Here is a 24,313-nt window from a genome sequence, read left to right on the forward strand (position 1 = left end):
ATGATTAAGAATATAATTAAAAGTGATAGGAGTTGTTTTAGATGAAAATAAAATATTTAAGCGTAATGTTTATGACGCTATGTCTAGTATTAGCAGGATGTTCAAATGGAAATAGTGAGAGCAAAAATGATAGCAATTCTGAGGAGAATGATAAAAAACAAGAATTACATATCTCAGCAGCAGCGAGTCTGACTGATACAACTAAAGAATTGAAGCGAGCATTTGAAGCAAATCATAAAGATGCAAATGTTACATTTAACTATGGTGGGTCTGGTTCATTAAGACAACAAATTGAAAAGGGTGCACCTGTGGATGTGTTTATGTCAGCGAACAAGAAAGACGTTGATGCATTACAAAATAAAGATAAAGCACAAAATACATATGAATATGCTAAAAATAAACTCGTACTAATTGGCGCCAAGGACAGTAATTATAAATCAGTAGAATCGCTACAAGAAGGCGATAAATTAGCTATTGGTGAGGTGAATTCTGTGCCAGCGGGTAAATACGCTCAGCAATATTTAAAAAATAACAACTTATATGACCAAGTAAAACCCAATTTAGTATTTGCTAAAGATGTGCGACAAGTACTAAACTATGTTGAAAAAGGTAATGCGCAATTAGGGTATGTGTATAAAACAGACTTGTATCAAAGCCAGCAAAATGGAGAGAGTCATGTTAAAGAAATCAATACAGCTGATTTGAAGCAACCTATTGTTTATAAAGCAGCGACAACATCAGATAAGCAATTAGCTAAAGCATGGATTGACTTTCTTAAGACAGACCAAGCTAAAGAAATATTGAAAAAGTATCAATTTGAAGCATAGGAGGTTTTAGCAATGGTAGATGTTACACCATTTTGGATATCACTCAAAGTAGCTATTATTAGTACAATCATCGTTACTTTTATTGGTATCGTTATTTCAAGATGGTTGTATAAACGGCATGGTTTTATTGCTAGAATCTTAGAAAGTATAATTATTTTACCTATCGTGTTACCGCCAACGGTTATGGGATTTATTTTATTAATTGTGTTTTCACCTAGAAGTTTTATTGGCGCGTTTTTTACGGATGTATTGCATTTACCAGTAGTTTTTACATTGACTGGAGCAGTTATTGCATCTGTGATCGTGAGTTTTCCATTGATGTATCAGCATACTGTCCAAGGCTTTCGTAGTATAGATAATAAAATGCTCAATACTGCACGAACGATGGGTGCAAGTGAAAATAAAATATTTTTCAAATTAATTTTACCGTTGTCAAAGCGTCCGATATTGTCGGGCATCATGATGAGCTTTGCCCGAGCAATAGGGGAATTTGGTGCGACACTAATGGTTGCTGGTTACATACCTAATAAAACCAATACGTTACCTTTGGAAATATACTTTCTGGTTGAACAAGGTAAAGAAAATCAAGCCTGGTTGTGGGTAATTGTCCTTGTTGCATTTGCGATTACAGTAATCGGAACAATCAACGTATTGAATAAAGACCGTTATCGGGAGGTAGATTAATTGTTGAAAATATATTTAGAGCATGCGCTCAAAAACACACAATTACATATGAAACTTCAAGATGCTAAGCCTAAAATTTATGCAGTTAAAGGTCCTTCAGGTATTGGTAAAACCACAATTTTAAATATCGTAGCAGGATTGAAAAGTGCTGATAAAGCATATATACAAATTAATGATCACATTTTAACTGATACGGTCAACAATATGGATGTGAAAATTCAACAGCGTAATATTGGCTACTTATTCCAAGATTATCAACTGTTTCCTAATATGGATGTGTACCAAAATATAACGTTTATGGCGCAACCTTCTGAACATATAAAGACCTTGATGTACCAATTAAATATTACACATTTAAAATCACAGTTTCCAATGAGGCTATCTGGGGGAGAATCCCAACGTGTGGCATTAGCAAGAACGTTGAGTACTAGACCTGACCTCATATTATTGGATGAACCATTTTCAAGTTTAGATGATACAACTAAACTTGAAAGTATTCAGTTAGTAAAACGCATATTTGAAGAGTGGCAAATCCCAATTATTTTCGTGACACATTCTAATTACGAAGCAGAGGCGCTGGCTCATGAAGTGGTTAATATTGATTGAGTGCTTATAGAGGAGGTAGCACAAGCTCGAGTCATATTCTAGGTAAGTAAGTACTTTCAAAATTATAAGATACTAAAAGTAACACCAATCCATTGATAATATTTTATGGATTGGTGTTACTTTTTTGATAAAGGATATTTAAGCGCAAATCGGTTTTATTGGCTGACATATTGATTTTTATGATTTATGGTCTGGAATTGGAAAATAATCAAATATTTCTCCTGAATTGAGCGCATCAGTTAGAGTAGATAGCCATGCATAATAGAGTTTCGAATGTTCTATTTGTTCTAAAATTTCTTGTGCTTCTTCAATGATTTCTGGTGTAGCAGTTTCTGCATGAATAATGGGGTTCAATAAAGATTCAGCTTTGTATATTGCTTCTGAATTCAATTTGATTTCACGTTTCCATTTTTGTGAAAAGAAATTTCCAAAAAACGTAAAAAAGTCTTTTTCAGCAGTAAAGTGTTGTTTTCTACTTCCTCGAACAAATTCTTGTTTTACCCCATCAAATTCTTGTAGTCTTTTAACACCTGCACTCATACTGGGCTTACTCATTTGCAGTTCATAACGCATTTCATCTAATGTCATACTGCTTTGTTCAAAAACCATCGTGCCATATAGATTACCTACACTACGATTGACTCCATAAAGATCCATCGTTTCTCCAATTGAATTGATGACAATATCTTTTGCTTGTTCTAATAGTTGTTCATAGTCTTTTGAACGTGCCATTGATTCGCCTCCATATAATAGTTAATTTATTGTAACACGAACATATATTTAAAGGATATGCTTTATAAGTAACGTGCGCCATGATATAGAGTGTATTAAGTGTATGAATAAAATCTTTAACCATTTCTAGTTAAATCGATTATTTTTAGTGTTTAGAATAAAAAACCTACTTAGGGAATTCACTACTTTTTGTAATATTGATGGCAAACCGTTGTTACTATCGCATGCAAGATTTATAATGGATACAATGATGTATAGAGAGGATTATTGCAGTGACTAAAGACCGCTATTCAAGACAAACGTTATTTAAACATATAGGTCCTGAAGGACAAGATAAAATCATGCAATCACACGTGCTCATTGTAGGCGTGGGCGCACTTGGTACACACCTTGCTGAAAGTTTAGTTAGAGCAGGGGTTGGTACACTAACTATTGTAGACAGAGATTATATTGAATATAGTAATCTTCAAAGACAAACGTTATTTAATGAATCGGATGCGCTAGAAGGATTGCCAAAAGTTGTTGCTGCTAAACAAAAATTGTTAGATATTCGACAAGATTTGAAGATTCATAGTTATATTGCACATGTAAATCGTCAGTTTTTAGATGACAATGCTGGTTCAGCTCAACTTATATTAGATGCAACAGATAACTTTGAAACGAGACAGTTGATTAATGATTTTGCTTTTCAAAAAGGCACACCATGGGTTTATGGTGGTGTAGTCCAAAGTACTTATGTAGAAGCTGCTTTTATTCCAGGACACACGCCATGTTTTAATTGCTTAGTGCCACAGTTACCAGCTATAAATATGACTTGTGATACGGTAGGTGTAATTCAACCTGCAGTGACGATGACAACAAGTTTGCAGATGAGGGATGCGCTGAAAATTTTAACAGAACAACACGTTCCGGCTAAAGTAACGTACGGTGATTTATGGGAAGGTGCGCACTTTACATTTGGGTTTAGTAAATTACAACGAAGGGATTGTAAGACTTGTGGTTGCAAACCTACATATCCACATTTAAATGAAACGAAACGACAGTTTGCTAGTTTGTGTGGTAGGGATACAGTCCAATATGAAAACCCTGATATTTCCCAGGAAATGCTAGAAGCATTTTTAACTCAGCAAAATATTGCATACCGACGTAATCCTTATATGATTCACTTTGAATATAATGGCTACCGGATTGTTAGCTTTAAAGGCGGGAGATTACTGATTCATGGCATGACAAAGCCTCAACAAGCGATTACTTTAATAAACCAACTATTTGGCTAAAGGAGTGTAAAAATGCATACAAATGTTAAGTTAGATCAAGATATAAGATGTGCAGTATTGACAGTTTCTGATACAAGGGATTATAAGACCGACAAGGGCGGTAAATTAGTAATAGAACTGTTATCCGAGTTAAACGTTTCAATTGATAAGACGCATTATAAAATAGTCCAAGATGAACAAGAAGCGATTAAAATGCAAGTTGAACAATGGCTAAGTGAAGAAATCGATGTGATTGTTACTACAGGGGGGACTGGTATTGCACAAAGAGATGTGACAATAGAAGCAGTATCTTCATTTTTCACTAAAGAAATTGAAGGATTTGGAGAGTTGTTTAGGTATCTAAGTTATACTGAGGATGTTGGTACGAGAGCATTACTGTCTCGAGCAGTCGCTGGGACAGTAGGAGATAAGTTAATCTTCAGTGTTCCAGGATCTACTGGAGCTGTTAAATTAGCATTGGACAAGCTAATAAAACCAGAATTAAATCATCTGGTTAAAGAAATAACTAAATAAAAGGACGGATAGAAATCAAAATAGGAAAGTTGATTTCGTATTCTCGCCCCCACAAAGTTTACTAGAAAAGGAATACAAGAGCTAAAGCGCTTGTATAAGAAAGAACCACTCGACTTCATAAATGAAAACGTAGTTCTTTAAAAGCTTGAAACAAGTGTATTAAATATCAGACAACTACTGCCAATATAATAATTGAGGCTGAAACACGTATTTATGTCCCAGAGATTTTATACTATTTGAACCCAATTATTAAATTATTCTGTACGTTCAAAATCACCAGAGTTACCGCCAGATTTAGATAGTAAATAAGTTTCGCCAATGACCATACCTTTATCTAAAGCTTTTGTCATGTCATATACAGTAAGTGCTACAGCAGTTGCAGCTGTTAATGCTTCCATTTCGACGCCTGTTTTTCCAGTAGTAGACACGGTTGCTCGGATATTCAAAGTAAAGGATTGCTCATTCTTCTGCCACTGAAACTCAACATCAATACCTGTTAGTGGTAAAGGGTGACACATTGGAATAATATCGGCAGTGTTTTTAGCAGCCATAATTCCTGCAATTTGTGCAGTGTTAAGGACATTTCCTTTTTTATTTGTATGATCAACAATTTGTTGATAGATTTCTGGGTTTACGGTAATGCTTGAATGTGCAATTGCAGTACGTTTAGTAATGTTTTTTTCAGAAACGTCTACCATTTTAGCATTGCCCTGTTCATTAATATGTGTAAATTCAGACAAATATATCCCTCCTAATCGTTTTCTAGTATATCACGAAATTAATTTATGTAAGGAGTAGATTTAAATGCCAGTTGAAAAAAGAAATCCAATTCCAGTCGGTGAAGCCATTGAACGTGTTGTGAGTCAAAATATTTATATGGATGAAACTACAGTCCCTCTAAATGACAGCTTAAATCATATATTGGCTGAAGATATCGTTGCTACATATGAAATTCCACGTTTTAACAAATCACCTTATGATGGCTTCGCCATTAGAAGTAAAGATACAACCGGTGCAAGTGGTTCCCACCGTCTAACTTTCAATGTGATTGATCATATTGGTGCGGGTTCTGTGTCAGATAAAAAAGTTGACGCGTTTGAAGCAGTTCGAATTATGACGGGCGCAGCGATGCCTGAAGGTGCAGATGCAGTCGTCATGTTAGAACAAACTGTAGAACAAGAACAAAGTTTCACATTACGTAAAGCATTTAAACCTAATGAGAATGTCTCTTTAAAAGGTGAAGAAACTCAAATAGGTGATGTTATTTTACAAAAAGGACAACAAATTAATCCTGGAACGATTGCAGTATTAGCTACATATGGCTATGCAGAAGTTCCTGTTTTTAAAAAGCCAAGTGTAGCCGTGATTGCTACAGGCAGTGAATTATTAGATGTAAGCGATGATTTAGAGCCTGGAAAAATAAGGAATTCTAATGGACCAATGATTACTGCATTGGCAAATAAATTAGACTTACAAGTAGAGGGTTATCAAATACAACAAGATGATTTAGAAAGTAGTATTCAAGTGGTTACAGAAGCAATGCTTCAACACGATATTGTCATTACTACAGGTGGGGTATCAGTTGGGGATTTTGATTATTTACCACAGATATACGAAGCATTAAATGCTGAAGTACTTTTTAATAAAATTGCTATGCGTCCAGGAAGTGTGACGACAGTAGCAATAGCAGAAGGCAAGTATTTATTTGGATTATCTGGAAATCCATCAGCATGCTTTACAGGCTTTGAATTATACGTCAAGCCAGCAGTTCAACATATGATGCATGCAAATGCCTTATACCCTCAAGTCGTGCAAGCTACATTAATGGAAGATTTTACAAAAGCCAATCCATTTACGAGATTTATTCGCGCGATGGTCACTTTTAATGGAAAAGAAATGACAGCAGTACCTTCAGGATTTAATAAATCAGGTGCAGTCGTTGCAATTGCACATAGTGATGCAATGATTATGTTACCAGGCGGGACAAGAGGATATAAAAAAGGTTATACCGTAAATGTAATATTAACTGAATCACAAGCCTATGAAACGGAATGCTTTATATGATTTTACAAATTGTTGGATTGAAAAACTCTGGAAAAACTACATTAATGACACACACGATTCAGTTGTTAAAAGTTCGTCAACTGACTGTAGCAACTGTGAAACATCACGGTCATCATAAAACTGAGGACAATCATGATATTAGATTACAAAATGATCAAGTAGACCACATGAAACACTTTTATGCAGGGGCGGATCAAAGTATTGTTCAAGGTAATGCTTACCAACAAAGTGTCACCAGAACACAAAACAAAACGCTTGATGAAATCATTGGTGAATCTGTTACAATGGACAGTAACATAATATTAATAGAAGGTTTTAAAGAAGCAAATTACGATAAAGTACTAGTCTATCGTAATGAAAGCGATCGAAATGCACTAAATCATTTAACACATATTAAGTATGCTATTAATTTATCAGAACCAGAGGCTTTATGTAAGTATGATCAATGGTTATTATCTTTTTTTAATATCGAAGGAATGAATTAAATGAAGCAATTTGAAGTGACAAGCGAGCCGATACAGACAGAGCAATATAGATCTTATGTACTGAACGAACATCAAGGTGCAGTTGTTATTTTTACAGGTCACGTAAGGGAATGGACAAAAGGAATTAAAACAGAGTACTTAGAGTACGAAGCCTATATTCCTATGGCAGAAAAAAAGTTAGCTCAAATTGGTGATGAAATTTCACAGCGATGGCCAGGTACACAAACAACAATCGTACATAGAATTGGGCCGTTAGCTATTTCAGATATTGCAGTACTCATTAGTGTTTCTTCACCACATCGAAAAGATGCTTACAGAGCAAATGAATATGCAATTGAGCGAATCAAAGAAATCGTACCCATTTGGAAAAAAGAAATATGGGAAGATGGCGCGCAATGGCAAGGACATCAACATGGAAGTCATGAGGATGCGATTGAAGGAGGATAATCATGAGAGTGCTTTATTTTGCAGAAATAAAAGAAATATTAGCAAAACAATCAGAAGATATAGATTTGAGTTATGATATTACTGTAAATGAATTTATTACAGATTTATTTAAACGTTATCCTAGTATTAGCGATAAAAAATTTCAAATAGCGGTAAATGAAGAATTTGTGAAAAATGATGACATTGTCCAACCTAATGACACTGTCGCATTGATTCCACCAGTTAGCGGAGGGTAAAGAAGAGATGAAAGCAATTATACTTGCCGGAGGACAATCAGAGAGATTCGGTGAACCTAAGGCTTTTGCACAAATTGAATCGCAATCATTTTATGAGCGAATTATAGAAGTGTTAGAAGCAACGAACATGTTTAATCAGATTATTATAAGTACAAATGAAAATCTTGCGACACAATTTGATTACCCTAATATAATTATAGATGAACACCAGAATAAAGATAAAGGGCCTTTGGCAGGTATTAGATCAGTCATGAGCCAATACGTAGAGGAAGAACTTTTCTTTGTTATTTCCGTTGACACACCTATGATTACTCAAAAAGCGATAAGTAAATTATATCAATTTATGGTGGAACACCTTATTGAAGATCAGTTAGATATTGCTGGTTTTCAAGAAGCAGGTAGACCGATACCTACACTTGCCTTTTACAGTCCACATACTTTAACTTACATTGATAAGGCACTGGATTCAGATGATTACAGTTTAAAGAATGTCTATACTAAAGTTGCGAGCGACTGGTTAGATGTTAACACAATTGAATCACCTGATTATTGGTATAAAAACGTTAATTTCCAGCATGACTTGGACTCTTTACAACATGAAATTATAAATAGATAAAGGGGGGGCTAACGATATGGTAGAACAAATCACTGATAAACTCGGGCGTCCGATACGTGACTTAAGATTGTCAGTTACAGATCGTTGCAATTTCCGTTGTGATTATTGTATGCCTAAAGAAATATTTGGCGATGATTTTGTTTTCTTACCTAAAGACGAGCTTCTTACATTTGATGAAATGGTACGTATTTCGAAAGTATACACACAATTAGGTGTGAAAAAAATACGTATTACAGGCGGTGAACCATTACTCAGACGTGATTTATATAAATTGATTTATGAATTAAATCAGATTGATGGTGTAGAAGATATTGGTCTAACGACAAATGGCTTATTATTAAAAAAACACGGTCAAAAATTATATGATGCAGGTTTAAGACGTATTAATGTAAGTTTAGATGCAATCGAAGATAAAGTGTTTCAAGCGATCAATAATAGAAATATAAAAGCTTCTACAATATTGCAACAGATTGATTATGCAATTTCCATAGGATTCCATGTAAAAGTAAATGTGGTTATACAAAAAGGTGTAAATGACGACCAAATTTTACCTATGATTCAATATTTCAAAGAGAAAGATATTGAGATTAGGTTTATAGAGTTTATGGATGTTGGAAACGATAATGGATGGGATTTTAGTAAAGTGGTAACAAAAGAGGAAATGTTAAATATGATAGAAAATGAATTTGATATTGAATCAGTGGAGCCAAAATATTTTGGTGAAGTCGCTAAATATTATCGTCATAAAGATAATGGCGCACAGTTTGGTCTTATCACTAGTGTATCTCAATCTTTCTGCTCTACATGTACACGTGGAAGATTATCATCAGATGGTAAGTTTTATAGTTGCTTGTTTAGTACAGTAGATGGCTTTAATGTGAAGTCATTTATGCGTGCCGGAGCAACAGATGACGAGCTATTCGAACAATTTAAAGTACTATGGAATGTTAGAGATGATAGATACTCAGATGAACGTACAGAACAAACTGTAGCAAATAGAAAACGAAAAAAGATTAATATGAATTATATTGGTGGTTAGTATCATTAGATAATTGTAAAGCTTACAATTATACTTGAACTAGTTTTGAAACTGACATAACATTTAATATCACAAAACGTTGAGGGCAGCTTAAATAAACATGCTCTCAGCGTTTTTTGTATTAAATCACAAGGTAAATAAAAATCGTTCTATTTATTTAACAAAATAACAGTTATTATTATCCATTTTCAAATTTTAAAAGAAAGCATTTTTTAAGACAATCTATTAATAAAAAGTGTTTATATTAATTTTAGGGATTTAAGTAAAACAAAAAAATGCATGGTATGTATAAGAAGCGATATAAATGAAAGACAATAGTAAAAAATATTTATCTATTACTTTTAAAATAATAGATTTAATGAAGAAAATGTTATATAATATTTTCGAAGCTTATTCATTATAAAGCCATTTAAACAACAAGAAAAGACGATAAGGAGGCCATTATTATGGAAAGTAAAGTATCTTATTTTATAACTTCTGAAAGAGCATTAAGTCAATTAAAGCATTGGTTGAAAACAGTACATCATTTATCAATTGAAGAATTTGTTGTGCTGTATAAGGTTTATGAAGCTAAAAAAATCAGTGGAAAGGAATTGAGAGATACACTTCATTTCGAAATGTTATGGGATACGAGCAAGATTGATGTGATTATACGAAAAATTTATAAAAAAGAACTCATGTCTAAAATTCGTTCTGAAACAGACGAAAGACAAGTTTATTATTATTTCAATGATATTCAAACTAAGATTTTTGATGATATTATCCAAGAAATAGAAAATATTAAAGTAGCACAATAATAAAGCATACATAAAAAAGAGAGCGGGACTACGGAATCAAACTTTGATTCCTTCCCGCTCTCTTTTATTGAAATGAGTTAAGTTGTTTAACTTTTCTGCCATGTAAAAGGAAATAAATAATAGCTGCTATTAGCACGATGACGGCCATAATAGCATATAGTTGTGCATAAGATACGGAGGATGTCATGAACCCTAAAACATAAGGCCCGAATCCAACCCCTAAATCTAGTCCAATAAAATAGGTTGAAGTTGCTATACCATATTTAGCAGGTGATGATACTTTAATGGCAATAGCTTGCATACAGGATGAAATATTTCCATAACCTGCGCCTAAGAACAAGCCAGCAAGAATGAGTAACCATCCATTATTTGTAATACTTAAAGTAACGAATGTAAGGATTAAGAATACAAAGGCAGGATATGCAATGACATTCTCATTTTTTTGATCCATGAGGCGACCTGCAATTGGTCGAGTGATCAACGATGCGATGGCATAAAATATAAAGAAGTAACTAGAAATCGTTACTAAATTTATCTCTTGAGCAAAGAACTGCAAGAATGTAAGTATTGAAGAATAAGTTAAACCTGAAATCAACATAATTATTGCTACAGGTATAGCTTCTTTTGCAATGTAATTATTAATGTTGAATTTTTTACTTGTTGTTTTTTGAGTAGTTGTATCAGTTGTATCGAGCTTAAATTGTAGATTTACAAAGAAAGAAATTAATAAGCTTACTACACCACAAACGAGACAAATTAAGAATAGCATCTTAATTGGAAAAGTATTAATTAATAGTAAGCCAAGGAAAGGACCAATAGCTGCACCAATAACAAGACTTAAAGAAAATAAACTAATACCTTCACTTTTTCTATCATTAGGTGTGACATAAGCGGCGATGGTACCTGTTGCTGTTGTAGTAATTCCTGTAGCAATACCATTAATCAATCTAGTGAACATGAGGAATGCTAAAGAACCTTCTACAAAATATAATAATTGGGTAATGATTAAAAATCCTAATCCAATTAATAATATACGTTTAGGGCCGACTTTATTTACATATTTTCCAGTTACAAAACGCCCTATTAAGGAACCTATGATAAAGAGTCCGGTTACTAAGCCAGCGGTGCTATCTGAAACATTATATTCAGATTTAGTATAACTGGCGATTATTACTATAAGTAAATACATACATAAGTATATTAAAAAATTGGTTATAAAGTTTATATTAAAACTTTTTGTCCATATGGGTGTTTTTGTTGGTATTGCTTGATTCATATTACGCTTCCTCCATTTTTGTTATAGCTTCATGTATTGATTGAATGGTCTTAATTGCATGTTTAAGGTCTTCTTCAGATAATCCTGTGTCTTCAATAAGCTGATTTTGTACCTTATCAACTCGAGCACTAATGTTGTCATACAATAACTGACCTTCTTTTGAGAAAGTTAACATTTTCTCCCTTTTATCAATACCAGGTTCAATTGAAAGCAATGATTTTTCAGAAAGTACTTTTAAAATCTTACGTGTCGTTGGTTTCTCAATGGCACGGCGCTTTGATATTTGTACCAAAGTAGTAGGCGCATTGTAAGCTATATCTTTAAATACCAACCATTGAGCAGGATATAGATCAAATTCTTCAAATATAGGTTGAAACAATTTGGTGTAGGGTCTATAAATCGCAGTAAGATTATTAAATATAAGATTATTTTTCATAACGGCCTCCTCTAATAGTTAGCTTTGCTAACTTAATTTACAACATGCTTATTCTATTCCTTTTTAATTAAAAAATCAATAGTAGGTGATGTAAAAAAATACTAATTAAAGAAAAAGTTTATGGAAGTAAGTAAATTATCCCGTAGTATTAGTTAAGACAAGTAAAGTGGTATACAATTTGTTAAGATATAGACAAAGCTAAAATAAGGGAGATACGTAATGCAATATTTAAAATTAGATCATATGATTCATTATATTCATCAATTAGATAACTTTAAATATCCAGGGCATTTGTTTAAATTACATCAAGGTGGTCACCATGAAAAATTAGGAACTTATAATAGATTGGCTTATTTAAATAATGCATATATAGAGTTATTGGACGTGTATAAACCCGACGTATTATTAAAAATGATAAAAACAGATGAAGGTCGTGTCTCGTTTCCTTCCAAAATAGTACAAGATAATTATAGTCAAGGTATAAAGACATTGGCATTTCGTACACAAGATATTCATCAATTGAAAAAAGATTTGGAAACGAGAAATATAGAGGTCATTGGGCCTATAGATATGCATAGGGAAAATGTGAAGGGTGATAAAACATCTTGGAAATTACTGTATATTGCAGATCCGGATTATAGAGTAAAACCACCATTTTTTATACAGTGGGATGAAGCTGAAGAAGTGAGAAATAAAAAAATAGAACCACTACAACAAAAAGAATTTACGATTAAGACAATTAATCTACACAGTACAGAACGCGAGCATACTGTAAAAAAATGGGAATACTGGTTTGATATGGATAAAATAAGTGAAACTAAAACATATACTGCCTTAAAATTAAAAAATGATGATGTTGTGTACCGCATTTATGATGGTGAATATTCAGGGTATAAATCAGTCACATTAAGAGATGATAAAACTTCATCATCTTATACTTTAATTATTCGAGGAACAAGTTATCAGTTCGAGGCAGATTAATAAATATAAAGATATGCGCTATGTGCAATAATGAAAATGTGTATCAATGAAATAATAAGTGTTAAAATAGTTAAATAAGTGGCTAATTTGTGTGTACGTAATAATAATAAGTATACGCATATAACAAAAGACAACGCTGCTAAAATAACTCTTAAACTTAAGTATGATATTGTCAGTGGTTCGATAAAAGCTTGAACTACAAAGATTAAATTAATAAGCATTAATAATCCAATAATAAAAATACGCATGAAAACACCTCGTCTTTTCTTTTAATAGAGTATAACAAATGAATTGTTTATATGTGAAATTATGAGCGAAGCAATGTATAATATCAAAGTATTGAATTGGTAAAGGAGACATCAGTAGTATGGAAAAGATGAATATCACAAATCAAGCACATGATGCATTTGTTAAATCACATCCACAGGGTGATTTATTACAATTAACAAAATGGGCAGAAACAAAAACACTAACTGGATGGTATTCAAAACGTATCGCAGTTGGAGAAGAAGGTAAAGTAGTAGGCGTTGCTCAATTGTTATTTAAAAAAGTACCTAAGTTACCATATACGTTATGTTATATCTCTAGAGGTTTCGTTACAGATTACAGTAACAAGCTTGCATTAGAAACGCTTTTAGAGTACGCTATGCAAATTGCAAAAGAAGAAAAAGCGTATGCCATTAAAATTGATCCAGATGTTGAAGTAGACAAAGGTGCTGATGCATTAACGAACCTAAGATCACTAGGATTTAAGCATAAAGGATTTAAAGAAGGTTTATCTAAAGATTATATACAACCAAGAATGACAATGATTACACCAATTGAGAAATCGGATGAAGAACTTATACAAAGTTTTGAAAGACGTAATCGTTCAAAAGTAAGATTAGCTTTAAAACGCGGAACGACAGTTGAGCGTTCTAATAGAGAAGGCTTAAAAACATTTGCTAACTTAATGCAAATTACAGGTGAACGTGATGGCTTTTTAACGCGTGATATTAGTTACTTCCAAAATATATACGATGCTTTGAATCCAGATGGCGATGCAGAATTATTCTTAGTTAAATTAGAACCCAAGCCAGTACTCAAAGATTTAAGACAAGACTTATTACAGCTTGAGCAAGAGAAAGTTAAATTAGCTGAAAAAAAACAAGATAAAAAAACCCTAAATAAAATCAATGATGTAAATAATAAAATCGTTAAAACGCAAGAATTAATTAATGATATGGAAAGATTAGAACAATCCCACCCTGAAGGTATGTATCTGTCTGGCGCATTGTTGATGTTCTCTGGTAACAAATCGTACTATTTATATGGTGCATCTTCTAATGAATATCGTGATTTTTTACCAAACCACCATATGCAGTTCGCTATGATGCAATATGCTAGAGAACATGGCGCGACAACGTATGATTTTGGTGGTACTGATAATGATCCTGATAAAGAGTCTGATCACTATGGCTTGTGGACGTTCAAAAAAGTATGGGGCACATATTTAAGTGAAAAAATTGGTGAGTTTGACTATGTATTAAATAAACCACTTTATCAAGCAATTGAAAATGTAAAACCGAAGCTTACTAAAGCAAAAATTAAAATAGCTCGTAAATTAAAACGTAAGTAAAATCTAATGAAGATAGCTCAATTATTATTTCAAAAGGTATGGTAGCGACAGTTATAGATGGATTAATTTCTTCTACACAATTAACGTTAATCGTGGTGCCTGTTATTTACGAAATACTATTTAGCTTGAAAAACAAAATTATTAGAAAAAGTAATAATAGATAAAACATATTAGGATATGTCTACTTACCCCTAAATAAAACTGCTTACACAAACTTATAACGTGTAAGCAGTTTTATTTAGGGGTATATTGAAAAGGCACAAAAGCATTTACTGTATATGTACTTACCTTGTGAGATTACTGAAATTAATGCACTAAGCAAAAAGAGTATTGAAATAGGTAACTACTTCAATACTCTATATTTAAATGATTAATATTAATATAAAACTAATACTAAAATAGCGTATACTACAAATAGTATAACAGTAATAATATTTAATATTTGAATGGCCTTAGGATCTTTCTTACCGTTTTTGAAAGCTGTAATTTCTACATTGCCAACGATAAGTAATAATACGATAAATACCCACCAGTTTGTTGCAGGGAAAGATAATGTCGTAATTGCTACAACAAATAATAAGAGCAAGGCCATAATAATACGTAAAATGCGTGTAATGACTGTCGGCATTTTAAATATACTGATGTAGCTTACTATAAGATATAATATTGGTAAAAAGATAAGGTACAGTTGCATTGAATTACATCCTTTCTATGTATGCACTTAATCTTAGCACGTAAAAAATTGATTTACTAGGATGTTATTTACGTTCTTTTTGACTAATTTCTGAACGTACTGATGCAATTTCTTTTTCTATGTCTTCAAGTTGACGTAATAATGGGTCAACTTGTTGATTAACGGATTCTCTTTTTTCAAGGTCACCTTGTAGTCTCACATAATCATATTTTAGTTCAGCTAACTTTTCTTTTAAATCCATTTTGCGCACTCCTTTTTATGTGGCACTAACCACATCATTTTAGTTTAAATTATAACATGAAATTGAAAGCTTCTAAAATAACCGAGTTATATGTTAAAGTATGAAAATGGAATGAAAACGAAATGATGTAATGAAAGAAGGATTATTGTGACCCAACAATTTATCATAATTATTTTACTTATTGCATTAGGTTATGCACTTAAAAGAATTAATTACTTTAAAGCAAATGACAGTCAAGTCTTTGCAACATTAGTTCTAAATGTCACATTACCTTCACTCGTGATAGTTAATTTAAACGAAGCAGATTTAGATTTATCCCTTTCTATCTTACCAATAATGATGATTTTATATGGTGTAGTAACAAAATTAATCATGATATGGTTCTTTATGAAATATGACAATCAAATACGAGGGACAACTGGTATGATGATGGCTTCACTAAATATAGGCTTATTTGCATATCCACTGGTAGAAGCAATATGGCCAAATACTGGTATGATTTATTTTGGTATGGTAGATATTGGTGGTGCAATTATCATGTTTGGGGTTACTTACTTTGTAGGAAGCTATTTTAGTAGTTCAGGTGATAGTTTTGACTTCAAATATTTAGCGAAAAATCTTCTTAAGTCAGTGCCGTTAATGACATATATCATTATGTTTATTTTAAATATGCTCAATATTCATTTTCCGGATCCAGTAATTGATTTCTTCTCTGTATTATCGAGCGCTAATATGCCGTTATCAATGATTTTGATAGGATTAATGTTGAATTTTAGTATAGATAAACGATTTTTACCAATTGCGATGAAGTACCTCCTGTTACATTATGGTTTAGGTGTTATCGCTGGGTTACTCGTGTATTTCTTTTTACCTATAGACGACCAAATGGTAAAAACAACACTTCAAGTTGCATGGTTATTACCGGTTGGAGTAGCAATAATACCTTATGCGATTCAATTTAAATATAAGACATTACCACTGGTTGGCATGGTCACCAATTTAACAATTGTTATTAGTATAATTATATTATATATTTACCAAGCTTTATTTGTATAAATAAAAGCACTCCTGTTATTTTACAGGAGTGCTTTTTGCTGTCTCTAATGACTGATAACTAGATTAAATGTTAGCTTAACCTTTGCCACCCATAAACGCAGGGTAATTTGTCATACCGCCATCGACATATATTGTTGTGCCATGAATATAATCTGCTAAGTCTGATGCTAAAAATCTTGCGACATTAGCAACTTGACCAGCTTCCCCGATTATTTTAGATGGAATCATTGCTAATGTTTCCTCACGTGTTGTTGGATCCGAGAATTTTTCTTTCGTGTGTTCAGTAACGATAGCGCCTGGTGAAATGTTATTGATACGAATACCGTATTGTGCATATTCCATCGACATTGTTTCCATCATTAATTTTAATCCGCCTTTACTAGCTGCGTAGTTTACATAGTTTGGCCATGGAATTTTATCGTGAACACTAGAGGTGTTGATAATGACACCTTTTTTATCTTCTTTTAAAAATTGGTTTACAGCTATTTTTGAACCTATAAACGCACCAGTCAAGTTGACGTCAATCACTTTTTGCCATTCTTCTAAAGGCATTTCATGTGTAGGAATCGGTTTTTCAAATCCAGCATTATTAATTAAGATATCGAGTGTACCAAATTGATTTACGGCAGATTGAATTAAGCGTTCTACATCATCCTCTTTTGATATATCAGCTTGTACCTTGATTGCCTTGCCGCCTGCATCCTCAATTAATTGAATAGATTGAGCTACTGGTTCTAAATGGCGTTCTGAGCGATAATTTATAACGACATTAGCTTTTTCATTACCAAACTGTTCTGCCATCGCTTTTCCAATACCACTCCCGGCACCTGTAATAACTACAACTTTACCTTCTAAGTCTTTAAACATAATGTATGACGCCTCCTTAAATGTATAAAACAAAAAGTTTAAGACAAATATTAAACGATTAGAGATGAAAGTCACTTATCATTCAATATGCAATGAAAAATTGTCGTTGTCTTAAACTTAATGATGTTTACCTGTTTGTAAAATGATATTTGATTGTTACTGTTAACCTTTAATATTTCCGAGTACAAAGGCAGCAATGACAATGAGCACAATACCAACCCATATGCCAGTCATTTGACGTTTGTCTTTACGCTCGCCTAATAGGAAGATTCCGCCAAGTGTAGATACGATGACTAATAGTTGTGAAAATGAAAAACTTGTTGCTACACCGACTTTTGGTTGTGAATAGAACATAAATAAATTACCTATTCCCCAAATAACACCTGGAATTAAATTCCATGCAGTACTTTTTATTGATGTTTCGTGTTTAGCTGATAGTATTAAGCCACCAATCGCCATACCTATAGATTGGAAGAAAAGGGCATTCATTCCGTCTACACCGAAGATTTGAGCTATTACTACATACACGACGTAACCAACAGTAGAAATCAGTAAGATAGGCATTGCTTTACCAAAGTTTTTCGTGTTTTCTGATGCTTCATTTTTACCTTTAATAGAAGTCATAGCAATACCAATAACGAGTAATACCATGGCGAGTAGACCTAATATTACTTGAGTACCAGTACTCCATTCGCCTAAAAATACAGCACTAAACAATGTTGTACCTACTAATTGTAAACCAGTAGAAATCGGCATTGTCTTAGATACACCAATTAAACTAACTGACTTCAATTGGTAGCCTTGACCAAGGGCCCAAAAAGCACCTGAAATTAAACCGACAATAATAATAGTGGGGTCACCAAATTCAGCATTGCCAGTTAATAATAATATAATACCAATGATTAATGCACCAAATGTAGTACCTCTAATTTGGTTATATGGGCCACCACCAACAAGTACATTAATTAAAACGACACTTCCCCAAAATAACGCGGGTAAAAGGGCAATTAATAAATCCATACTTTATATTCACTCACTCTCTATTTAAATAATACTTTACTTTCAAAACAACTATCTTAGATTGCCCTTGTATAATATTTTAAAGCAAAATATTAATATAGTAAAAAATATTAGATTATATACCAAATTATTTTGCCTCATTGTGAAATACGATGGTTAACTGTTTTGGGTATTTTAAAAAGAATAAATAAAATAAGCTTAAAATTTGGTTGGATTCCAAATTCTAAGCTTATGAAGGTATAACAATGTATTAAATATGAGCAGCGACGTATTTAAATTTTTTATATTCATAATTGATATTAAAGCCTAGCTCATTAAAACGCTCAACAAGTGTCGTGTTTTTACTACGTATTTTGAAAAAAACTTTTTCTATATCGTGATTGGTAAATGCAATGTGTATAGCGTGTGATAGTAGATCAAATGCTATACCCTTGAGTCTATAATCAGAATGTGAAGAAAAATATTTAATTTCTGCCTTATGACTATTTTCAAATATTTGAAGATAGAGATAACCTTTCAGTAGCCCCTCAGACATGAACATAAATAGGCGATGATGATCATCTAGTGATTCGACAATTTCATCAGCAGTCATTACATCATGTTTAAATGTGTGTTCGTGCAGCTTACTAAATAAACGGTAGTAAGCTGGCTGATACTCTGTGATGTTTTGCGCATGCTCAATTTCACCAATATCTTGTGATGCTACTAAATAATAATCTGTAAAGCTATAGGAAGATTGGGTGGTTTTCATAAAATCTAAATAATTTTGTTCTGTTTCTTCAAAAGAAAAGTTGAAACTTGTAGTCTCAGATTTGCTTTGTGCTAATGTCTCGAATAAGTTTTGAAATGCTGAAACTGATGGCGTAATCGATTTATTTACGAAAGGACCAAGTACTTTATATTTATTTTGCTCATATTGGAAGGCAGACATTAACATGATGATTTGATCTTGATCATCCACGTGTGCATACACGCCTGGGTCTTCTATGAGTTGCTTTATATTAGCTGTAATGTCTTTATGTGCTGGTGGTAATTTGTATAAATAAGAAGCTGAACGATAATCTGCGTTAATTATAAAGTGCTCTATCTGGTCATAGTCGTTTAATTTGATAGTTTTCATAAAATACCTCCGTCTGTAAACTATTAAGTTAATTATAGGAACTTTTTGATATAAATGAAAGTTTCGATGTGCTATATACATGTTACAATAAATATTATATTGAAATTGAAAGGGCGAAATTATGAAATCACTAATTATAGCTGAAAAACCTTCAGTAGGTAGAGACATTGCAAATACTTTGAATGTTAATGAAAAGCGCAATGGCTATTTTGAAAATAATAAATATATAGTTACTTGGGCGTTGGGACATTTAGTAACGAATGCAACGCCAGAGCAGTATGATAATAATTATAAAGAATGGAAACTTGATGTTTTACCTATTATACCAAATAAAATGAAAACTGTTGTCATAAGTAAGACAAGAAAACAATTTTCAACTGTGCAATCTTTAATTAAGAACAATAATGTTAAAGATATCATCATTGCAACAGACGCTGGTAGAGAGGGAGAACTAGTAGCGCGATTAATATTAGATAAAGCACACAATCATAAACCAATTAAACGTTTATGGATTAGTTCTGTAACGAATAAAGCAATTAAAGATGGGTTTAATAAACTACAAGATGGTCGCAAATATGACAATTTGTATCATGCTGCATTAGCACGTAGTGAAGCAGATTGGATTGTTGGTATCAATGCTACTCGTGCGTTGACAACTAAATATGACGCTCAATTGTCACTTGGCCGTGTGCAAACTCCTACAATACAATTAGTACAAATGAGACAAAATGAGATTAATCAATTCAAACCACAAACTTATTTCACAATGAAATTGAATGCAGGTGGTCTTGACTTCCAATGTATTAAACCTCAGTCACATCCAGATAAAACTGTTTTTGAAGGTATAAAGAAAGAAATTGAGGGACAAGTAGCAACGATTGAAACAATAACTAAAAGTCATAAAAAATCGTATCCACAGCAATTGTTTAGTTTAACTGACTTACAACAAGAAGCTTATAAACGCTATCACTTAGGACCTAAAGAGACATTAAATACATTACAAGCATTATATGAAAGACATAAACTTGTGACCTACCCACGTACAGATTCAAACTATTTAACGGATGACATGGTGGATACACTTAAAGATCGTTTGCAAGCGATTATGGCTACCTCTTTAAAAGACATTGCAAAAGGGCAAATGTCACAAACGTTCTCTGCTAAACAAAGATTTGTAAATAATAGCAAAGTATCAGATCATCACGCTATTATACCAACAGAAGTACGCCCTGATATGAATCAATTAAGCCAGCGAGAGTCAAAAATATATATGATGATTGCTCAAAGGTATTTAGAAAATCTAATGCCGCCACATGAATACGAAGCGGTTTCTATAGAATTAAGCATTGGTGGATATAAATTTACTTTTAAAGATAAGATCACTACTAAACTAGGTTTTAAAGCAGTCTATGATACACAGGAAAAAGCGAATGCACAAATTGCTCAAATGCAAAAAGGTGCAACACTAAATATCACTCGCGTTAACATAGAGCAACATGAGACAACACCTCCCGCTTATTTTAATGAAGGAACTTTACTGAAAGCGATGGAAAGTCCTCAAAAATTCTTTGCGTTAGATGATAAAAAACATAATGATACATTAAAAGAAACGGGTGGTATTGGAACTGTAGCAACGAGAGCAGATATCATAGAAAAATTATTCAATATGAATGCGATTGAAGCGCGTGATGGCAAAATAAAAGTAACCTCTAAAGGGAAGCAGATTTTAGAATTAGCACCAAAAAAACTTACGTCTCCTTTATTAACAGCTGAATGGGAAGAAAAACTTTCACTTATTGAAAAAGGTAAATATGATGTGAGACAGTTTATATCTGAAATGAAGCAATTTACTAACGATGTTGTATCTGAAATTAAGGAAAGCGAACAAAGCTATAAACATGACAATTTAACTACTACTGAATGTCCAACTTGCGGTAAGTTCATGATTAAAGTTAAAACGAAAAATGGACAAATGCTAGTTTGTCAAGATCCTACGTGTAAAACGAAAAAGAATGTTCAAAGAAAAACTAACGCTCGCTGTCCTAATTGTCATAAAAAAATGACATTATTTGGAAGAGGGAAGGATGCTGTTTATCGTTGTGTTTGTGGTCATACTGAAAGTCAAACTCAGATGGATAAACGACATAAAAATAAAAAGTCAGATAAAGTAAATAAAAAAGATTTGAAAAAATATATGAATAAAGATGAAGATATAGAGAATAACCCATTCCAAGATGCTCTAAAAGGCCTTAAATTCTAAAATAATCGAACAAATAGAACATATATTTTAACAAAGTTCGTGTTTGCTATTGTAAAATAGTTAGATTGATATTAAAATATGAAGGTATTTTAAAAAAAGGAGAACTAACTGTGAAAAAGTATTTCAAGTTTGATAAACATGGAACAAGCTATAAGAAAGAAACACTTGGTGGGTTAACAACTTTCTTATCAATGGCATACATTTTAGCTGTTAACCCTCAAGTACTTAGTTTAGCAGGCGTTGATGGCGTGTCTGAAGATATGAAAATGGATCAAGGTGCTATTTTCGTTGCCACAGCACTTGCAGCTTTTGTTGGCTCACTATTTATGGGGCTAATTGCACGATACCCAATTGCTTTAGCACCTGGTATGGGCTTAAATGCATTCTTTGCATTTACCGTTGTATTAACTATGGGTATTCCTTGGGAAGTCGGTTTAACTGGAGTACTATTTTCTGGTTTAGTATTTGCAGTCCTCACTATGACGGGACTACGGGAAATAATCATAAACGCAATTCCTTTTCAGATGAAAATGGCAGTATCCGCAGGTATTGGGCTATTTATCACCTTTGTCGGGTTACAAAGTTCAGGTATTATTGTTGCGAATGAGTCTACGTTAGTTACATTAGGACAAATTACTGACGGCCCTGTACTTTTAACAATATTTGGTATTATTATTACTGTCATACTTTATGCAGTTAGAGTGCCAGGAGCGATATTTGTAGGTATGATGCTTACATCTATTCTTGGTATGATTACTGGACTTATACATACGCCAAGTGGCATTGTAGGTCAAGTGCCAAGTATCGAGCCAACTTTCGGTGCAGCTTTCGAAGCGTTTAAAGATCCATCGCAATTATTTACTGTTCAATTTTTAATTGTTATCCTAACATTTTTATTCATAGATTTTTTTGACACAGCAGGAACTTTAGTAGCAGTAGCAAGCCAAGCTGGTATGATGAAAGATAACAAACTTCCAAGAGCTGGACGTGCACTTTTCTCAGATTCATTAGCGACTATTGTAGGTTCGATTTTTGGTACTACAACGACAACTACGTATATTGAATCAACATCAGGTGTTGCTGTCGGAGCTAGGACTGGGTTTGCAAGTGTAGTAACAGGCTTCTGTTTCTTATTAGCAATATTCTTTAGTCCGCTTATGGAAGTAGTCACTAGTGCAGTTACCACACCGGCATTAGTCGTAGTTGGTGTATTAATGGCTTCGAACTTTGCAGAAATAGATTGGAAGAAATTTGAAGTTGCAGTGCCAGCGTTTGTCACAATTATTATGATGCCTTTATCATATTCAATTGCAACAGGTATTGCTTGTGGATTTATATTCTATCCAATTACAATGTTAATTTCTAAAAGACATAAAGAAGTACATCCTATTATGTATGGTTTAATGGTATTATTTATTCTCTATTTCGTGTTTGTTCATGGATAAATCAAAAGCACATTGTTGAACGTCAAAGCGACGCAACAATGTGCTTTTATGTTTTATAAATACTTAACTTGTAACTGTTTAGAAATCGTATAATTTATTATGTATCAAATACATATTATACAAGAACTAAAATCGAGTTTCTTCATTATAATACCAATTTTAGAAAAAGTATTATAATTTATGATTTAAATCAAGTATCGATTTACTCAAAAAAGGACTCATATAATATGCGCTCGAAGAAAATAGTCAATCTTATCTAACAGTTCACATAAAACAATTTAAAAACGATAGAGTAATTACTCATGAGTTTCCTTATATTCTGTATAAACAACTTTTGCATTTTTGTTAGCTACATACAGAGGTGTTGAGAAGAGTACGAATATAAAGAAAAGCATTAAAAAGAATAAAATCCAATGCACAACCATACCGATGAAAGGTAAAAATGCAATGAATGAACCAATAACACCTAATAATGGGACAACCATCATTGGCTTAATTGAGTTTTGTTTATCTACTACAAGTATAATCATAGTAACAAGGTATAACAGGGCGTTAATAAGCAATGGTTGCCAACCAAAACTAAGAATTATGCTACCACCAAGAAATGGGATGCCATAAATAAACTCTCCTATAATGAGCACAAAGCTCAAAATTATAAGTGTAGTGCGAATACCGCTTTTCATATCATATCACCACCTAATATCTACTATTATAAAACAAAACAATGAATTTCTATAATCATAAGTAATAGTGAATTAGTAGCAATAAAAAAGAATTTCAAAAAGATTTTAAAAAAGGTTGAAGTGATTAGATTATTCGAGTACAATAACAAAGTATGTGTTAGACAAAAAGTATAAAAACTTTTGCAGAAAAGCTTGATTTATCACTGCTTTTCATGTAACATATCTAATGTTGGACTTTAAGAACACGCGATGAAGCGAAAGGTTACTGACACACCCGGCCGCTTTGCCATGGC

General features: G+C 32.8%; 27 protein-coding genes and 1 pseudogene. 18 read left to right on the top strand and 10 right to left on the bottom strand.

What is annotated here, in order from left to right; translation table 11 throughout:
- The first annotated feature begins 41 nt into the window (after positions 1–41).
- Genes modA through M4L39_RS09115 form a run of 3 tightly spaced genes read left to right on the top strand, consistent with a single transcriptional unit; the run spans position 42 to position 2,117 of the window.
- Positions 42–827 carry a molybdate ABC transporter substrate-binding protein gene (gene modA / locus M4L39_RS09105; protein ID WP_277581734.1) on the top strand — a complete coding sequence of 262 codons (786 nt, stop codon included), beginning with the start codon at positions 42–44 and terminating at the stop codon, positions 825–827.
- A gap of 12 nt (positions 828–839) precedes the next feature.
- Entirely contained in the window at positions 840–1,511 is a 672-nt protein-coding gene (gene modB / locus M4L39_RS09110) for a molybdate ABC transporter permease subunit (protein WP_277581735.1), read from the top strand.
- Positions 1,512–2,117, top strand: coding sequence for an ATP-binding cassette domain-containing protein (locus tag M4L39_RS09115; RefSeq protein ID WP_277581736.1), 606 nt, complete (start codon positions 1,512–1,514; stop codon positions 2,115–2,117).
- A gap of 177 nt (positions 2,118–2,294) precedes the next feature.
- Here the strand turns inward: M4L39_RS09115 and cudC are convergent, their stop codons facing one another.
- Positions 2,295–2,849 (bottom strand): choline uptake/conversion transcriptional regulator CudC, encoded by a 555-nt coding sequence (gene cudC / locus M4L39_RS09120; RefSeq protein WP_277581737.1) that lies wholly within the window; start codon positions 2,847–2,849, stop codon positions 2,295–2,297.
- A gap of 272 nt (positions 2,850–3,121) precedes the next feature.
- Here cudC and M4L39_RS09125 point away from each other — a divergent pair, with 272 nt between their 5' ends.
- Both M4L39_RS09125 and M4L39_RS09130 read left to right on the top strand, forming a co-directional pair.
- Positions 3,122–4,126, top strand: a complete 1,005-nt coding sequence (locus M4L39_RS09125) for a ThiF family adenylyltransferase (RefSeq protein ID WP_277581738.1) — start codon at positions 3,122–3,124, stop codon at positions 4,124–4,126.
- Between the two features lie 12 nt (positions 4,127–4,138).
- Positions 4,139–4,639, top strand: coding sequence for a MogA/MoaB family molybdenum cofactor biosynthesis protein (locus M4L39_RS09130; RefSeq protein WP_277581739.1), 501 nt, complete (start codon positions 4,139–4,141; stop codon positions 4,637–4,639).
- A 254-nt stretch (positions 4,640–4,893) separates the two neighbouring features.
- On the opposite strand, the gene moaC is transcribed toward M4L39_RS09130, so the two are convergent.
- On the bottom strand, positions 4,894–5,379 hold the full coding sequence (moaC, locus tag M4L39_RS09135; protein WP_277581740.1) for a cyclic pyranopterin monophosphate synthase MoaC: 486 nt from the start codon (positions 5,377–5,379) through the stop codon (positions 4,894–4,896).
- Between the two features lie 64 nt (positions 5,380–5,443).
- Here moaC and M4L39_RS09140 point away from each other — a divergent pair, with 64 nt between their 5' ends.
- The 7 genes from M4L39_RS09140 to M4L39_RS09170 all read left to right on the top strand — a co-directional run bounded on the left by M4L39_RS09140 (position 5,444) and on the right by M4L39_RS09170 (position 10,323).
- Entirely contained in the window at positions 5,444–6,703 is a 1,260-nt protein-coding gene (locus tag M4L39_RS09140; protein WP_277581741.1) for a molybdopterin molybdotransferase MoeA, read from the top strand.
- Positions 6,700–7,188, top strand: coding sequence for a molybdopterin-guanine dinucleotide biosynthesis protein B (mobB, locus tag M4L39_RS09145; RefSeq protein WP_277581742.1), 489 nt, complete (start codon positions 6,700–6,702; stop codon positions 7,186–7,188). Before M4L39_RS09140 ends, mobB begins: the two co-directional genes overlap by 4 nt.
- Positions 7,189–7,635, top strand: coding sequence for a molybdenum cofactor biosynthesis protein MoaE (locus tag M4L39_RS09150; RefSeq protein WP_277581743.1), 447 nt, complete (start codon positions 7,189–7,191; stop codon positions 7,633–7,635).
- A 2-nt stretch (positions 7,636–7,637) separates the two neighbouring features.
- Entirely contained in the window at positions 7,638–7,871 is a 234-nt protein-coding gene (gene moaD / locus M4L39_RS09155; RefSeq protein ID WP_277581744.1) for a molybdopterin converting factor subunit 1, read from the top strand.
- A 7-nt stretch (positions 7,872–7,878) separates the two neighbouring features.
- Positions 7,879–8,487: a molybdenum cofactor guanylyltransferase MobA gene (gene mobA / locus M4L39_RS09160; protein ID WP_277581745.1), complete on the top strand. Its 609-nt coding sequence runs from the start codon at positions 7,879–7,881 to the stop codon at positions 8,485–8,487.
- Positions 8,488–8,503: 16 nt separating this feature from the next.
- A complete protein-coding gene (gene moaA / locus M4L39_RS09165) occupies positions 8,504–9,526 on the top strand; it encodes a GTP 3',8-cyclase MoaA (protein WP_277581746.1) in 1,023 nt (340 codons plus the stop codon).
- Between the two features lie 446 nt (positions 9,527–9,972).
- On the top strand, positions 9,973–10,323 hold the full coding sequence (locus M4L39_RS09170; protein ID WP_277581747.1) for a SarA family transcriptional regulator: 351 nt from the start codon (positions 9,973–9,975) through the stop codon (positions 10,321–10,323).
- 64 nt (positions 10,324–10,387) lie between these two features.
- Here the strand turns inward: M4L39_RS09170 and M4L39_RS09175 are convergent, their stop codons facing one another.
- Positions 10,388–11,599 (bottom strand): MFS transporter, encoded by a 1,212-nt coding sequence (locus M4L39_RS09175; protein ID WP_277581748.1) that lies wholly within the window; start codon positions 11,597–11,599, stop codon positions 10,388–10,390.
- A 1-nt stretch (position 11,600) separates the two neighbouring features.
- The gene (locus M4L39_RS09180) at positions 11,601–12,035 is read right to left on the bottom strand and encodes a MarR family winged helix-turn-helix transcriptional regulator (protein WP_277581749.1); all 435 of its coding nucleotides are present in this window, start codon (positions 12,033–12,035) and stop codon (positions 11,601–11,603) included.
- Between the two features lie 219 nt (positions 12,036–12,254).
- Between M4L39_RS09180 and M4L39_RS09185 the strand changes: the two genes are divergently transcribed.
- From M4L39_RS09185 to M4L39_RS14610, 3 genes and pseudogenes are all read left to right on the top strand, one after another.
- Positions 12,255–13,016 carry a VOC family protein gene (locus M4L39_RS09185; RefSeq protein ID WP_277581750.1) on the top strand — a complete coding sequence of 254 codons (762 nt, stop codon included), beginning with the start codon at positions 12,255–12,257 and terminating at the stop codon, positions 13,014–13,016.
- Positions 13,017–13,383: 367 nt separating this feature from the next.
- Positions 13,384–14,634 (top strand): lipid II:glycine glycyltransferase FemX, encoded by a 1,251-nt coding sequence (locus M4L39_RS09190; RefSeq protein WP_277581751.1) that lies wholly within the window; start codon positions 13,384–13,386, stop codon positions 14,632–14,634.
- An 8-nt stretch (positions 14,635–14,642) separates the two neighbouring features.
- A pseudogene (locus M4L39_RS14610) lies at positions 14,643–14,798 on the top strand (hypothetical protein); the annotation flags it as partial.
- Positions 14,799–15,010: 212 nt separating this feature from the next.
- On the opposite strand, the gene mspA reads toward M4L39_RS14610, so the two are convergent.
- Together mspA and M4L39_RS09200 are read right to left on the bottom strand one after the other, a co-directional pair.
- Positions 15,011–15,328, bottom strand: a complete 318-nt coding sequence (gene mspA / locus M4L39_RS09195) for a membrane stabilizing protein MspA (RefSeq protein WP_277581752.1) — start codon at positions 15,326–15,328, stop codon at positions 15,011–15,013.
- A 64-nt stretch (positions 15,329–15,392) separates the two neighbouring features.
- Positions 15,393–15,569 carry an SE1832 family protein gene (locus M4L39_RS09200; RefSeq protein ID WP_002511448.1) on the bottom strand — a complete coding sequence of 59 codons (177 nt, stop codon included), beginning with the start codon at positions 15,567–15,569 and terminating at the stop codon, positions 15,393–15,395.
- A gap of 147 nt (positions 15,570–15,716) precedes the next feature.
- Here M4L39_RS09200 and M4L39_RS09205 point away from each other — a divergent pair, with 147 nt between their 5' ends.
- Entirely contained in the window at positions 15,717–16,625 is a 909-nt protein-coding gene (locus tag M4L39_RS09205; protein WP_277581753.1) for an AEC family transporter, read from the top strand.
- Positions 16,626–16,700: 75 nt separating this feature from the next.
- On the opposite strand, the gene M4L39_RS09210 is transcribed toward M4L39_RS09205, so the two are convergent.
- The 3 genes from M4L39_RS09210 to M4L39_RS09220 form a co-directional block, all read right to left on the bottom strand.
- A complete protein-coding gene (locus M4L39_RS09210; protein ID WP_277581754.1) occupies positions 16,701–17,492 on the bottom strand; it encodes a glucose 1-dehydrogenase in 792 nt (263 codons plus the stop codon).
- Between the two features lie 162 nt (positions 17,493–17,654).
- The gene (locus M4L39_RS09215) at positions 17,655–18,512 is read right to left on the bottom strand and encodes a RhaT/GlcU family sugar-proton symporter (RefSeq protein ID WP_277581755.1); all 858 of its coding nucleotides are present in this window, start codon (positions 18,510–18,512) and stop codon (positions 17,655–17,657) included.
- 250 nt (positions 18,513–18,762) lie between these two features.
- The gene (locus tag M4L39_RS09220; protein ID WP_277581756.1) at positions 18,763–19,632 is read right to left on the bottom strand and encodes a GNAT family N-acetyltransferase; all 870 of its coding nucleotides are present in this window, start codon (positions 19,630–19,632) and stop codon (positions 18,763–18,765) included.
- 121 nt (positions 19,633–19,753) lie between these two features.
- Between M4L39_RS09220 and M4L39_RS09225 the strand changes: the two genes are divergently transcribed.
- Both M4L39_RS09225 and M4L39_RS09230 read left to right on the top strand, forming a co-directional pair.
- Entirely contained in the window at positions 19,754–21,892 is a 2,139-nt protein-coding gene (locus M4L39_RS09225; RefSeq protein ID WP_277581757.1) for a DNA topoisomerase III, read from the top strand.
- Positions 21,893–22,002: 110 nt separating this feature from the next.
- The gene (locus M4L39_RS09230) at positions 22,003–23,337 is read left to right on the top strand and encodes an NCS2 family permease (RefSeq protein WP_277581758.1); all 1,335 of its coding nucleotides are present in this window, start codon (positions 22,003–22,005) and stop codon (positions 23,335–23,337) included.
- Positions 23,338–23,633: 296 nt separating this feature from the next.
- Here M4L39_RS09230 and M4L39_RS09235 read toward each other — a convergent pair whose 3' ends face one another.
- Complete coding sequence (locus M4L39_RS09235) at positions 23,634–24,020, bottom strand: hypothetical protein (RefSeq protein ID WP_277581759.1); 387 nt, start codon at positions 24,018–24,020, stop codon at positions 23,634–23,636.
- Between the last annotated feature and the right edge of the window lie 293 nt (positions 24,021–24,313).

Source organism: Staphylococcus equorum (genome assembly GCF_029531845.1).
Taxonomy (GTDB): domain Bacteria; phylum Bacillota; class Bacilli; order Staphylococcales; family Staphylococcaceae; genus Staphylococcus; species Staphylococcus equorum_C.